The organism is Vibrio sp. JCM 18905, from assembly GCF_055393305.1.
Genome location: NZ_AP043878.1, coordinates 602,988 through 616,899 on the forward strand (window position 1 = coordinate 602,988; position 13,912 = coordinate 616,899).

The 13,912-nt window shown below is 45.5% G+C and carries 9 protein-coding genes; 6 read left to right on the forward strand and 3 right to left on the reverse strand.

Annotated features, from left to right (window positions below; translation table 11 throughout):
* Window positions 1-49 precede the first annotated feature (49 nt).
* Window positions 50-1,060 (reverse strand): TAXI family TRAP transporter solute-binding subunit, encoded by a 1,011-nt coding sequence (locus ACZ5ZC_RS02605; RefSeq protein WP_005374185.1) that lies wholly within the window; start codon window positions 1,058-1,060, stop codon window positions 50-52.
* Between the two features lie 836 nt (window positions 1,061-1,896).
* Here ACZ5ZC_RS02605 and brnQ point away from each other — a divergent pair.
* Both brnQ and ACZ5ZC_RS02615 read left to right on the forward strand, forming a co-directional pair.
* The gene (gene brnQ / locus ACZ5ZC_RS02610) at window positions 1,897-3,207 is read left to right on the forward strand and encodes a branched-chain amino acid transport system II carrier protein (protein WP_464931735.1); all 1,311 of its coding nucleotides are present in this window, start codon (window positions 1,897-1,899) and stop codon (window positions 3,205-3,207) included.
* A gap of 103 nt (window positions 3,208-3,310) precedes the next feature.
* Window positions 3,311-4,519 carry a GGDEF domain-containing protein gene (locus ACZ5ZC_RS02615; protein WP_054866897.1) on the forward strand — a complete coding sequence of 403 codons (1,209 nt, stop codon included), beginning with the start codon at window positions 3,311-3,313 and terminating at the stop codon, window positions 4,517-4,519.
* Between the two features lie 45 nt (window positions 4,520-4,564).
* Here the strand turns inward: ACZ5ZC_RS02615 and ACZ5ZC_RS02620 are convergent, their stop codons facing one another.
* Window positions 4,565-5,914, reverse strand: coding sequence for a sigma-54-dependent transcriptional regulator (locus tag ACZ5ZC_RS02620; RefSeq protein ID WP_464931736.1), 1,350 nt, complete (start codon window positions 5,912-5,914; stop codon window positions 4,565-4,567).
* Between the two features lie 169 nt (window positions 5,915-6,083).
* Between ACZ5ZC_RS02620 and ACZ5ZC_RS02625 the strand changes: the two genes are divergently transcribed.
* From ACZ5ZC_RS02625 to ACZ5ZC_RS02635, 3 genes are all read left to right on the forward strand, one after another.
* The gene (locus ACZ5ZC_RS02625; protein WP_464931737.1) at window positions 6,084-8,156 is read left to right on the forward strand and encodes a sensor histidine kinase; all 2,073 of its coding nucleotides are present in this window, start codon (window positions 6,084-6,086) and stop codon (window positions 8,154-8,156) included.
* 213 nt (window positions 8,157-8,369) lie between these two features.
* Window positions 8,370-9,497 (forward strand): conjugal transfer protein TraF, encoded by a 1,128-nt coding sequence (locus tag ACZ5ZC_RS02630; RefSeq protein WP_006741246.1) that lies wholly within the window; start codon window positions 8,370-8,372, stop codon window positions 9,495-9,497.
* A gap of 191 nt (window positions 9,498-9,688) precedes the next feature.
* On the forward strand, window positions 9,689-11,080 hold the full coding sequence (locus ACZ5ZC_RS02635) for a glycoside hydrolase family 1 protein (RefSeq protein ID WP_464931738.1): 1,392 nt from the start codon (window positions 9,689-9,691) through the stop codon (window positions 11,078-11,080).
* A 99-nt stretch (window positions 11,081-11,179) separates the two neighbouring features.
* Here the strand turns inward: ACZ5ZC_RS02635 and ACZ5ZC_RS02640 are convergent, their stop codons facing one another.
* Window positions 11,180-13,216 (reverse strand): PhoX family protein, encoded by a 2,037-nt coding sequence (locus ACZ5ZC_RS02640; protein WP_464931739.1) that lies wholly within the window; start codon window positions 13,214-13,216, stop codon window positions 11,180-11,182.
* 266 nt (window positions 13,217-13,482) lie between these two features.
* Between ACZ5ZC_RS02640 and ACZ5ZC_RS02645 the strand changes: the two genes are divergently transcribed.
* Window positions 13,483-13,821 (forward strand): YggL 50S ribosome-binding family protein, encoded by a 339-nt coding sequence (locus ACZ5ZC_RS02645; protein ID WP_005393599.1) that lies wholly within the window; start codon window positions 13,483-13,485, stop codon window positions 13,819-13,821.
* The last annotated feature ends 91 nt before the right edge of the window (window positions 13,822-13,912 follow it).

Here is a 13,912-nt window from a genome sequence, read left to right on the forward strand (position 1 = left end):
ATCGGTAGGGATAAAATGCCCCGAGCCGAAACTCGGGGCCAAGTTAGCGTTATTTCGCCATTAGGTCTGATGGGATTTCGATGCCCATTTCTTTGTAGTAACGCGCCGCACCTGGGTGAAGAGGCACTGGCAAACCAGCGATCGCTTTCTCAATCGCCATTGCTTTTGTTGCTTTGTGGATGCCTTGTAGGAAAGGCAGGTTCTCGTAGATCGCTTTGGTTAGCTGGTAAACGTCTTCTTCCGAGATATCTTCACGAACTGCCAAGAAGTTTGGCTGTGCAATGGTGGTGATCGGCTTATCTAGACCCGGGTACGTGTTCGCTGGGATCTCGTACTTCGTCCATAGGTTGTAATTGCCGTTCGCCTCTTTGATTTGTTCGTCAGTAAACGAAAGAATCGAAATGTCTTTACCCAGCGCAGCAAAAGCTTGAGTAACCGCACCAACAGGTACACCTGCAGGCGTGTTCATACCGTCAATGGTGCCGTTTTGAAGTGCGCTCGCACTGCCGCCGTAGCCCATGTAAGCAAGATTGAATTTATCAGGGTCTACCTTCAAACCTTTCATGATTTGGCGACCCGAGTTCTCAGTACCAGAATTCTTCTTACCGATAGAGAACTTTTTACCGTCTAGGTTGTTCAGATCTGTCACCGTGCCAGTTTTTGCTAAGTCAGAGCGAACAATAAAGTGCTCAACGTTTTGCCACAGCATAGAGACTGAACGCAGCTGCTCTTGGCGACCGCTTTTCTCATAAGGACCTTCGCCAGACCAAGCCCATGCACCGTAAAGACCTTGCAGAATCGCGAACTGTGCTTCGTTTTCGTTCAGCAGTTTAACGTTTTCACCAGAGCCCGCAGAGCTGATTGCAGAAAGGGAGAAGTGGTGCTTTGGTGCCAATTTCACTTTGCTTAACGTCGCCAGTGCTACGCCCACAGGGTAGTAAGTACCACCTGTCGATGCCGTTGCAAGAATGTAGCTACGATCTTCTGCCGCAGCGTTAGCAGCAATACCAAAAGAAGTCACAGCGACAGCCAAAGCTTTTACCAGCTTATTCATTTTCATTATTACTCTCCGTGTAGTCGTTTCACGATTGGGGATTTACATCATGTTAAATCTTTATTAACAACACATTCCCTAGAGCAATTGAAATGCCAACTTTTAACCCTTTGTATTTATTGAACTAAGTGCTAAAAGACATCAAAAATGAGCAAAATCATGCTGATTTGATAGCAAAGTAATGAGCAAAATCTTGCTCATTGAAGAGAAGAAGGTTGCACGCCTAGATCGCAAAAGGTTAATAAAATGTGATCAAGACAAAATAAATGCACGATTCACTAATAAGCAATATTTTGCCGATGCAATTTTGGATTGAACTGCAACTAATGAGCGTCTTAACAATAAGAAGAAAAAGCGCATCATTCTAAACTGCTCACTTTATCAGCGGAGGTTTATAGCCTAAACGACTACAAATAGCACAAAAAAACAGCAAAACAAGCCATGTTACAGAAATGAAAAGTCATTTATTCTAGTTTTGAATTTAAAAAGCAGTTCGATCCACCAGTTCAGAAACAAACATTAACCGTATCAACTTATTTTCTACTTCGGGGTTGTGCCAATAGCCCTATGTTCGTTAGGGTAACAACACACCAAGGCAAACGTATTCCTTGGTATTTTTTCGTCATTAAGGATCACCCATGTCAGCAACTGCGCAATTACAATTCGCTTTAAAACGCCCATCTGGCGTTGCTGCTGCGATCCTCCTGCTCTCTCTGAAACTGATTCAGAGCTGACAGGCTATATCTAAACTTTCTGTCAGCTTGAGAAGAAGCTGACGGGAACACCACATACTCCTCCCATTCCTTTCAGTTTCTTCCAAGCGAAACATAAGAGGAATAACAATGTTAAGCGCACGCAATATCGCCGCTTTGGGCTTCATGACTTTCGCCATGTACTTAGGCGCGGGTAACCTGATCTTCCCTCCATTTTTGGGTTATCAAGCAGGTGAGAACTTTCTGAGCGGGATGTCTGGCTTCCTCTTGACGGGTGTAGGTCTGCCTGCAATGGCATTGGTGATGGTCGCTATCGTAAACGGTTCAGACAAATTAACCGCCGCCCTACCTAAACCTTTGGCGACCAGTTTTTGGGTGATGGTATTTATCGTGATTGGCCCTGCGTTCGTGATTCCGCGCGCAATTAACGTGGCTTACCAATTCAGCTTTGCGCCAATGTTTGGTGATGCCGCTTTGGTGCCTTTCACAATTGCCTTCTGTGCTATCACCATTCTATTTGCCCTATATCCGGGTAAGTTGGTCGACAACCTAGGCAAGATCTTAACGCCTGCATTGATGGCTATCTTAATCATCATGTCTGTGACTGCTTTGGTTTCTCCTGCAGGCGAGCTAACTGCCGCAACGGGACCATACGTATCTGGTGCATTTGCTGAAGGCTTGACTCAAGGCTACATGACCATGGATGCGCTAGGCTCTATCGGTTTTGGTTGGATCATCTTCCGAGCGATTCGCAGCATGGGTGTGGATTGTCCGAAGGCCACCGCAAAATACACGCTAATTGCAGCTTTGATGTACGCCGTTGCCATGGCATTTGTTTACATCTCATTGGCTTACATTGGCTCAACAAGCTCATACTTAGGTTCTGAATTCAGCAATGGTGGCGACATCTTAACGGCATTCACCTTCAGCCACTTCGGCGCATTTGGTTCACTATTACTTGGTGCCGTGATGGTATTGGCGTGTTTGACTACTGCTATCGGCGTAACCACAGCAGGCAGTGAGTTTTACGACAACACTTTCAGCAAAGTGAACTACAAAGGCTGCGTGATCACGACCATGGTATTGGCTGGTTTGATCGCCAACGTAGGTCTGGAGCAACTATTAGCTATCACATTGCCAGCGGTTGTGGCGCTTCACCCAGTAGCAATTGCGTTGATGATCATGGCACCAGTGCGCAACAAGATGTCGCAAATCATGGTGGTAGCGACGGCGTTCACTGCTCTAACGTTTGGTTGTGTTGATGCGCTGCACATCCTAGGTTACATGCCAGATTCCACCGATGAGTGGATGGGTAATTACATGCCTCTGTACAATGACTTTGCTAGCTGGATTATGCCTAGCGTATTTATGATGATTATTGGTCTGCTGTTTACGACGAAAACCAACCAAACCGAACAATTCGAGCTGGTAAATGAATAGCCGTTTAACATAAGACATCACTCAATAAGTAAGTTAATATGTAGTTCGCTTATTGATATCAGGCAAAGGAGTTGCCTGAACTATGGATTGATGTGGAGCGCTTATGGACAATCAGTATTTAGACATCAGAACGCTCAACTTTATCGTTATTCTGTTCTCTTGCATTTACTCAATCAGTCTACTTTGTTACCAATACACACAGAAAAAAATCAAAGGCTTAAAGACTTTTTCTCTCTCGCTGTTATTTATTGGCTTTGGGCCTTTTTTACTGGGATTTAGAGGCTCCGCACCAGATTGGCTTACCATCGTCATAGCGAATACGCTCATATTAATCGGCTTCTTGCTTACGCTTTACAGCGTGAGCATTTTTCGTCAATTCCCTCTAAAACTGGCCCACTCACTCGCTTTTTTAACGCCCATTTTCAGCGGTTCGTTTTATTATTTCACCTTCCATGACCATTCAATTAAAAGCCGTATCATTTACTTAAGTATTTATATCTGCATCGTTACGTTTTTTAGTGGGATCGCCATGCTGAAAGGCACCAAGCAAGACCAAAAACTCCCAACCATAGTGATGGCGTGCTCCTTCTTTTGCTTCAGTATTTTTATGGGCTTCAGAGCACTTTGGAGCGCTTTCGCCAATGAAGTGCCAAATTTTATGACCGCAGGTTTTATCCACCAGATGACGTTTTTACTTAGCATCTGTCTGATTGTCGCTATGAGCTTTAGCATGTTGTGGCTAATTAATGGCCGCTTGATACAGTCAATCAATGATCTCTCACATTTAGACGCCCTCACAGGGCTTCATAATCGTCGCGCGATGGAAGAAATTGTTCCAAATCTTGTTAATCAAGCGCACAAACGGAAGCAATCAATAAGCATCATCATGACCGACATGGACGAGTTCAAAGCGATTAATGATCATTATGGCCATACGGTAGGCGATTCCGTCATGGCTACGATTGCCGCTATCTTTAAGAAACACCTCCCAGAGTCAGCTTGCACAGTACGATTTGGTGGTGATGAGTTCATGATTGTTTTACTTGAAAAAGCACACCGAGCCAAAATTGTTGCCGAGCAAATTCGCCTAGCGGTAGAAACAGAAGCCTCACTGCAGTCATTCGAAAATGAGATCACCATGAGCTTTGGAATCAGTGAGTTATCTGAGGGACAATCACTCCACGATGTCGTTGCTGAAGCTGACGAAGCGCTGTATAGCTCTAAACATACGGGCAGAAACCAAGTCACCTTGTTTGGAGAAGGGAAAGGCCTAACTTATAAGTTTGTCCCGACTCCCTCGAAAAGCGCATAATCATATTTGTGACGCCCATAGCGGTAAGTCAGCTTAAAAATTGCGTTAAGTATAATCCGAGCGATTTAAACCAAACTTTTGCATCTTTTGATTCAAAGTTCGACGAGGTAAATCCAACTCCTGCATCACCTCATTAATGCGTCCCTGATGCCTGACCAATGAATCATGCAGCACCTTGCGCTCAAAATTATGTAATTGAATAACCAGTGGAACACCCACTTGCGTCTCCTCCGTGGTTGACGAAGGACGGCTAGAGAGAATTTCCATCACGGATACCGTTTCATCCAAAGCAAAACGCATAGCCACGTTTCGCAGCTCTCGAACATTTCCAGGCCAAGCGTAGGAAAGCACAGCGTTTCTGTCGGCATCACTCAACGGTCTGGTTTCAGGGTTAGTTTGCAAGGTGAAGTGCTCAAACAAAATCAGTGAATCTTCTTCTCTCTCCCTGAGTGGCGGCAAATAAATTTGCGCGACGTTGAGCCGATAGTATAAATCTTGCCGAAACTCTTCATGATCATTGAGATCTTCTTTCGCCGCCGCGATCACTCGTAAATCAACCGAGATCTGTTGATTGCCTCCAACGCGCTCAACTGTATGTTCCTGTAATGAACGCAGCACTTTCACCTGCATGGACAGCGGCATACTCTCGATTTCATCAAAGAATAAGGTGCCTTTATCCGCGTATTCCAATTTGCCAATGCGCTTTTTACCCGCTCCGGTAAATGCCCCAGCTTCATGCCCAAACAGCTCACTTTCAAACAGGTTCTCAGGAATGGCGCCACAGTTGATTGGCACAAAATGATGGGTTCTGCGCTGGCTTTCATTGTGCAAACTGGTCGCCACCAGCTCTTTACCACAACCTGTTTCGCCGTAAATGATCACGTTAGTATCGATTTTCGCCAATTTCGCAACTTGCTCGCGTAATTGCTGCATCACTCTACTTTGACCAATGAGCACCTCTTCTAAACCACTCACGCTAGCTAGATACTCTTGGCGGTGAAGCGTCGATGTTTGCGCGCGATGGCTCTCGACCGCATCTGTGACGCGTTGAGACAAACGCTCCGGCTGGAAAGGTTTTTCAATAAAATCAAACGCGCCGTTTTGTAGCGCATTCACCGCCATATCCACATCACCATGACCAGTAATTAGTATCATTGGTGTTGGAATGTGATTCGCAATAAGGCTCTCTAAAATCGCAATTCCATCAGTATCTGGCAAACGAACATCACTAACTATCGCATCAAACTCTTGGTTCAGAATGGCGGTTTTGCCTTCCTCCCCCGAGCTAAAAGCTATGACGTCAAACCCCGCCAATTGCAGCCATTGGCTTGTTGCTTGACGAACGATGTCATCATCTTCAATTAGGGCGATACGCGGAATGTCGTCAAAAGTCATGAGTTACTGCCTGATCGGTGATAGAAGTCTTTGCTAAAGTTAGCAAAAACCATGCTATAGAAAAGGAGCTAGATCCCACTTCTTAATCACAATTCTTTAACATCCAATCAGTTAAGCGCACTCTTTCACTACCAACTACGATAACTATGTTCAGCCAAACGGAGCTCGTATGCAGCGCACTAAGAATGGGAAAATGTGGCTAACCGCCGTATTGATCAGTGCGCTGGTGATCTTTTTCTACGGTGCTAGCCGAGAGGTGGCCCATCAATGGCTGAGCGTCCAAACTCAACAAGAAGCACAACAGAAACTCCTCGACTACATTGGTGAAGTCCGCCGAGCATTAAAACGTTTCTATCACCTTCCCTATCTCGTCACGAATAACCCAGAAACAATTGCGTTTGTGAAAGGCAATTTAAACTACTATGAGCCACTTCAAGCACAACTGACACAGCTCGATAAAGCCGCGAATACAGAGGGTTGGTTGATTCTTTCAACCTCGGGAGAAGTGTTGGTATCGAGTCTGATCGATGAACGGTTCAGCCGCTCTGACCGCCGTGCGATTGTCGAACAAATACAACGTCAGGGAGAAGGCGTCTCACTGGTGAATAAAACAAAAGGTTCTAGTCCGCTTTACTACCTCTCGGCACCAATTTTTGATGGTTTGGAGATAGCGGGCATCGTTGTTGTTCAAATCAACCTGAGTTTGCTAACGGAGCAGACCATCACCAGCCAAGACATCATCACGCTACAAAATCGCCATCAACGCTTCTTCCTCTCCAGCAGTACAAACTATAACGCCGACTGGTTTAATGAACCGAATAACCAAGTCAAAGTCGAAACTCAAACGCTGTATGACAATACGGTGATTCATTTCTGGACTCTCAATCAGCAGCGCTACTTTGCACACACAGTGAAGCTGGACGACTTAAACTGGTTTGTCAGTTACCTTATTCCGACCAAACCTGTTCAGCAAACGATTAGTGTCATTGGATGGAGCATCGCAGCGCTCCTCCTGCTCCTTATCCTGTTGGTGATCATTGGTTTACAGCGTCGACAAAAACATCTCAATCAGCAGCGTATTCAAGCCTTACTAGAAGAATCGCAACGCCGACTTAAACAGATGATCAATAAAACACATGTTGGTTTGTTGTTGATTGATGAACAAGGTCTATTGTTCGACCTCAACCCAATGGCAAAACGCCTTTTTTGTCTTCCTGAAAGTGTGAATCGTCATACCTTCGCCTGGGAGTTATTTGATGCGGGTAATTCAAATTCGACCACACTCACTTTGCTTAGAGATCTGCCAAAGCATAAGGAACTAGCAGAGATTAGCGCTGTAGAAACCATGGCGCGACGCAGTGATGGCAGCGTATTTCCTGTACTCTTTTCACTCACTAGCTTCCCATGGCACGGTGAGCAGTATTTCCTTGCTACCATAATCGACATTAGCAAACGTAAAAAAGCGGAACAATCGCTGCAGCTAATTAACCAAGAGCTCGCTCAAAGGGTGGAAGAGCGAACTCAAGCTTTAAAACAAGCCCAAGAGCAATTGATTGAATCAAGCAAAATGGCAGCATTGGGCAGAATGTCGAGCGCGATTACCCACGAGTTAAACCAACCATTGACTGGCCTGCGTACCCTTTTAACCACCAACGAGTTGCTAGCAGAACGTGGACAAACAGACATGATGAAAGCCAATAACAAGTTGATTCAAAAGTTGATTGACCGCATGGCAAGCATGACCACTCAGCTAAAAACGTTTGCCTACAATAAACCAGAAACACTGCACGAGATATCGCTGACAAACGCTTTAGAAGAGACGCTACGCGTCTATCAATCTCAACTCGCGAAGGTAGATGTTCGGGTACGCATTCCCAACGACTTACCCAATATCATTGGCGAAGAGCAACGCCTACAACAAGTGCTCGGCAACCTAATTTCTAACGCATTAGATGCGATGAAAGAGACCCAAGAACCACAGTTAATGATTGCCGTTACACCCACTTCCGATAATGTCGAGGTCGTGGTAAGTGATAATGGGTGTGGGGTACCTTCAGACCAACTCGATACCATGTTCGAGCCTTTCCAAACCAGTAAAAAAATTGGTGAAGGACTAGGGTTAGGGCTTTCCATCACCACCAACAATATGCGAGATATGCATGGGAAAGTCAGTGCGCAGCTCAACGCTGATAAAGGCATGTCCTTCACCTTAATGTTTGAGCTCGCTCCTCATCGTAGCTAACCCAATACCATCCACCTCTTCAGCTTTTCTCCACACAATTAAAGAGCAATAAATCTTGATCAACTTTATAAAGCGAGTTGCCTAACCTACGCTTAACTTGATGAATCGCCACATGCTATTCATCAGCACAATTTTTGGTGGTTGACACCAAGTTTTAGCTCCCACCATCTAATTTATTGATAAGTAATTATTTAAAGTAAGAATGGATGCGTTATGAGAAAACTAACTTTAGCAGCAACAGGGGCGCTTTTTATTTTATCACCTCACGCTTTTGCAGCACCTTACGCAGCAGACGCTCGAAGTCACGGAATGGGAAATACAGGCGTCGTTTCCGCTGACTATTTAACCGCTCCTCTACACAACCCAGCCCTAGGCGCTCTCTATCGAGAAAATGACGATATCGGCCTACTCATTCCTGCTCTCGGCGTCAATATTCACGATGAGGATGAAGCTTTATCAGCCGTTGATGATGTTCAAGACCTTTACGATAGTATTCAGGGCATTCCCACACCTGCGAACGAAGCCGAACTTAATCGACTACTCGATCAATTAGATAAGAGTGCTCCAGTCGTCATAAATGGAGGTCTGAGCCTCGCGATTGCGATTCCGACACGCTACATGTCGGTAAACCTTTTTAGCGCTGGTTATGTGGAGATACTTGCGGCACCCGATATCTCAGATTCAACAAACACCGCAGATCGATACCTCAATTCTGCCGTCGACCTAGCGGCTTTCGGTAGTGCGGAATATGGCGTTGCCTTGGCTCGCGCTTACACGATAGGTGGGCAGCAATTCGCATTTGGTATTACGCCCAAATACCAACAACTTAAAACCTATACGCAGCGTACAACACTAGATGACTTTGATATCGAGGATTACGACAAAAGTGAAGTATCAAAGAACACGTTCAATATGGATCTTGGGGTCGCTTGGTATCACAACGCATTTAGAGCTGGTCTCTCGTTAAAAGACGTCTTCGAACAAGATATAGAAACAAAACTAGGCAACTATACCTACGAACTCACGCCACAAGCGACCCTTGGTATCGGCTATGTCGGGGACTATGTAGCTCTGAGCCTAGACGCCGATCTCACCAAACAAAAGCGCTTTAAAGAGCTCGACGATGACACCCAGTTTATTCGCGTTGGTATCGAGGGGAATGCTTGGGGATGGGCTCAACTCCGCGCTGGTTATGAAGTTGACCTAGAAAATAACCTCGATAACTCGGTGACAGGTGGCATTGGCATCAGTCCTTTTGATGTGATCAGTGTAGACCTAGCAGGATCTTACGCTGGCGATAACCAGTTTGGTGCGGCGGCGAATTTAGCATTTACGTTTTGAATACGAATGCCAACCTAAATTCACTTAGGTTGGCATTGTTAACAACCATCCTATATCTCAATGTTTATCATTACTGACGTTTGGTGATGAACTGATAAAAACACGATCTCGCTACAAGTATCGAGATGTCTCCTACACTATTCTCAAGCAATAAATCCACAAACATTTCCTAAATATAAAGAGTGAGAAACATGATTAAGTTTCCAGATAATTTCCTTTGGGGTGGTGCCATTGCGGCAAACCAGGTAGAGGGGGCATACAACCTTGGGGGGAAAGGTTTATCAACATCAGATATGTTGCCAAACGGCATTCTGAGCCCGCATCAAACGCGTGAAGAACGAACGCCTGGTATCAAAGATCTTGCGATCGATTTCTACAATCGCTATCCAGAAGATATTGCCCTGTTTAAAGAGATGGGATTCACCTGCCTGCGCTTGTCCATCGCTTGGAGTCGTATTTTTCCTAATGGCGATGAGCTTGAGCCAAACGAAGAAGGACTGGCGTTTTACGACAAAATTTTTGATGAGCTGGCCAAACACCATATGCAACCATTTGTAACGCTTTCTCATTACGAGATGCCTTACGCCTTGGTTGAGAATTATGGTGGTTGGGGCGATCGTCGAGTGATCGAGTTTTTCGAGCGTTACGCTCGCACCGTGCTTGAACGCTACAAAGACAAAGTGAAGCTGTGGCTTACCTTTAACGAAATCAACATGTCACTTCATGCGCCATTTACGGGAGTGGGCTTGCAAGAAGACGCCTGTGAACAAGACATTTATCAAGCGATTCACCACCAGCTTGTAGCAAACGCGAAAGCGGTAAAACTGTGTCATCAAATCGTACCAAACGGCAAGATTGGTAATATGCTGCTTGGCGCAATCAACTACCCATACACTTGTAACCCTGATGATGTGTTAGCCGCCATGCATGAAAACAACAAGTGGTTGTTCTTCGGTGATGTACAAACACGTGGTCAGTACCCAGGCTACATGAAACGTTACTTCCGTGAAAACGGCATTGAAATACAAATAGAAGCTGGCGACTTAGAGGAAATTGCATCGGCAAGTGTCGATTTTATTTCCTTCAGCTACTACGCAAGTGGCTGTGCGAGTGCCGATCCGAAACAGAAAGAAGTGGGTAACATCGTCGATAGCGTACCAAATCCATACCTTGAAAAGAGCCAATGGGGCTGGTTGATCGATCCAAAAGGCCTGCGCGTTTTGCTTAACTTCCTTCACGATCGTTACCAAAAGCCGCTATTTATCGTCGAGAATGGCTTAGGCGCTCGCGATGAATTCGATGAAAACGGGGAAATCCAAGACGATTATCGAATTTCATACCTTAATGATCATTTGGTTCAAGCACACGAAGCGATTCTTGATGGCGTTGAGTTGATGGGCTTCACCAGCTGGGGGCCTATCGACTTGGTGGCTAACTCAACAGCCGAAATGAGCAAGCGTTACGGTTATATTTATGTCGATCGTCATGATGATGGGCAAGGAACGCTAGAACGTAAACGCAAGAAGAGCTTCTACTGGTATCAAGACGTGATTCGTACTTCAGGCGGTTCATTGAAAAGCTAAGCCTGTTGTCTGGATATAAAGTGCGACTGGGCATTCGCCTAAACCATCAAGCCCTGCATTTGCAGGGCTTGAATTTTAAGGTGTTAATGCATTTAGAGATTAAACTGCAATCTCTCCACCGTCTTCACGTCGAATGACAACCGTCGCCGCTCGTGGGCGCACAGAAACACCAGCAGGCGTTTCTTCGGCGGCATCTTCACTGTATGGCCAGTTGCCTGGGTGCTGAATATTCACAAACAATGATTTGTAATCAGGGCTGATAGTAAAGCCTGTCACTTCACAACCATTTGGTCCAACAAAGAAGCGTTTAAGCTCCGCTTGGTTATCCGCACCAATCACTGCTTGGTCACCATTCTCATCTGTCAGCTTAGATGGCACAACGGCCAACATTTGATCATTAGTGTAAGACGTAACTTCATCTGCGCCGTTATCGGTCTGAATCCACAAAATACCACGGCCATCAAACGCTAATCCGTCAGGGCTAGCAAACTGGTTTAGCTCGTTCAGGCCAGAACGGTTGGTATCTGCATCACCATGTGCTGGCGAACCAAAGACAAAAATATCCCAAGTAAAGTCTGTAGCTGAAGCCCCTTCATCCCAACGAATAACGTGACCAAACTTATTATTCAAACGTGGGTTCGCAGGATTGGTTTCATCTGTACGGCGCGTATTGTTCGTCAATGTTAAGTAAACCGAACCTGTGAATGGATCAACCGTACACCACTCTGGGCGATCCATTGGGGTTGCCCCAACGAGGTCAGCCGCGCCTGCCGTATTAATGATAATTTCAGCCAATGAGTTGAAGTGATCCGCTAACGTACCACCAGATTTTGTTACGCTATCAAGCGTCAACGGCAACCAAGTACCTGTACTGTCTTCATTGAAACGCGCAACATACAGTGTGCCTTCGTCCATGTACTTATCGCCTGCCGCTAGGCGGTTTTCCGAGTTTGCATCTGCTGGATCCCACGCTGCCGCAGATTCAAATTTGTATAGGTACTCAAAGCGAGAGTCGTGACCAGAGTAGAATACCACTGGTTTGCCTTCTTCAAGCTTACCAAAAGTACAGCCTTCGTGACGGAAACGACCTAGTGCAGTACGCTTCTTCGCACGCGAGTTTTGCGTGTAAGGGTCAATTTCGACGATGTAACCGTGACCATTGGCTTCATTACGGTAATCATCCATTGCACTTGCTCCTGTTGGAGCCACATTAAAGCGAGAGAACTCATCAAGACGCTCTTCTGCATTTCCTGCAAGTGTTTCCCACAAGTAGCGTGTGCTTTGGTCATCAACACCAATGCGATCTTGTTCTTCTGTACGAGTCCCGGCGTTAACAAAGTAACCTGGCCAGTTCTCTTCACAAGTTAAGTAAGTGCCCCATGGCGTGTAGCCGTTGCCACAGTTGTTTAACGTACCACGTGCTTGGCTGCCATCTGGCGAGAAACGAGTGACGGTTAGTGACGTGTGCGCGACCGGGCCAGATAAGTCCATTGCTGTCGCACCAGTGTAACGGCGGTTTAGTGGATCGGTATCAACTAGCTTCCACATGTTGTCTTCAAGCTGAATACGAACCACTGATACGCCATGAGCGTTAATCTCTTTGCGCACTTCATCTACAATGGTACGTACGCCATTTTCAACCGTCGGACCGTTTGGATGCAGTGCTGATGTATCAATGTACTCGTGGTTAATACATAGCAAGCCATCTGTGGTGCTATCGTTCAATGGGAAAAAATGCATGCCGTCATGGTGCATGCCTAGCGCATTTAACTGATCGGTACTGGTGTTGGTACCATCATTTTGCCATGCGCTGCCTTGTGCATTAAGTGGTGTTCCCCAAGGTACCAATACTTGTGCGGTGTAGCCTTGTGGAATTGAAACGGCGTCAGTGAGTGAGCCAGGGATAGATTCAAAGTTAAGAACGGCTTTAGATACACCCGAGCCACTGCTTACTGTACTTCCTGAGTCCGATGAATTACAACCAGCCAATCCGAAAGCACCAAATGCGGTCATCGCACTGATGCCTAAACCACCTTTCAGAATGCTGCGTCGAGATAGGCTCGCTTCTAATACTTCTTCAAATGGTTTGTTTTCACTTTGGTTATAACGCGTCGCGTCAAAGGTTTCCTTGCTCATTTTTACTTTCCCGATCTTATAGTTTAATTAATAAATAAGTGATTAGTTGAACGGCAAGAAGTTTGGAGAAGAAAAATGACAAAAGTGCTTAAAACATATGAAACTTGTGTTTCAGCAGTGCAGCAAACTCAGCAGCGTTACCAATTGAGCAATTAAGTTTTGGTCACATAATCACCAACTGTATCGCTTCATTCTGATTTTACTTGGGCTAAAGTGTGATAGAAGGTATAAGGTGTACGAAATCAAATCATCTACGAGAGATAATCATGAAATTAGACAAGATCGATAACAAGAGCCGTCGTATCCGTAAAAAGCTGTTCTTAGGTGAGTTCGCAATCCTAGGTTTCGAGATCAGCTGTGAAACAGACATCAACGACTTCGACCGTTACGATGCATTCGTTGATGACTTTATCGACTACATTGATGGGCTTGGCCTTTGCTTCGGCGGCGGTGGTCTAGAACTGTTTGAAGGCTTCCTATGCTCTACTGACCGTTACGGCAGTGCTACTGAAGAGCAAAAAGCACAAGTTATTGCATGGTTAGAAGCACGTCCAGAAGTGAAAAGCGCAAAAGCTGGCGACTTGGTTGACGCAAACTACCTGTAAGTAACAGAGTCATACTGACAATAATAAAAAGCTGGTCTCCGGACTGGCTTTTTTACTTTTGGAAGTGTGTGATAGTAAAAGTAGAGTGCTG

Bases quoted from the DNA above. Each gene is read 5' to 3' on its own strand.
- ACZ5ZC_RS02645 (WP_005393599.1), top strand. From the start codon at position 13,483: ATGAAATTAGACAAGATCGATAACAAGAGCCGTCGTATCCGTAAAAAG.
- ACZ5ZC_RS02605 (WP_005374185.1), bottom strand. From the start codon at position 1,060: ATGAAAATGAATAAGCTGGTAAAAGCTTTGGCTGTCGCTGTGACTTCT.
- ACZ5ZC_RS02625 (WP_464931737.1), top strand. From the start codon at position 6,084: ATGCAGCGCACTAAGAATGGGAAAATGTGGCTAACCGCCGTATTGATC.
- ACZ5ZC_RS02615 (WP_054866897.1), top strand. From the start codon at position 3,311: ATGGACAATCAGTATTTAGACATCAGAACGCTCAACTTTATCGTTATT.
- ACZ5ZC_RS02640 (WP_464931739.1), bottom strand. From the start codon at position 13,216: ATGAGCAAGGAAACCTTTGACGCGACGCGTTATAACCAAAGTGAAAAC.
- ACZ5ZC_RS02630 (WP_006741246.1), top strand. From the start codon at position 8,370: ATGAGAAAACTAACTTTAGCAGCAACAGGGGCGCTTTTTATTTTATCA.
- ACZ5ZC_RS02620 (WP_464931736.1), bottom strand. From the start codon at position 5,914: ATGACTTTTGACGACATTCCGCGTATCGCCCTAATTGAAGATGATGAC.
- brnQ (WP_464931735.1), top strand. From the start codon at position 1,897: ATGTTAAGCGCACGCAATATCGCCGCTTTGGGCTTCATGACTTTCGCC.
- ACZ5ZC_RS02635 (WP_464931738.1), top strand. From the start codon at position 9,689: ATGATTAAGTTTCCAGATAATTTCCTTTGGGGTGGTGCCATTGCGGCA.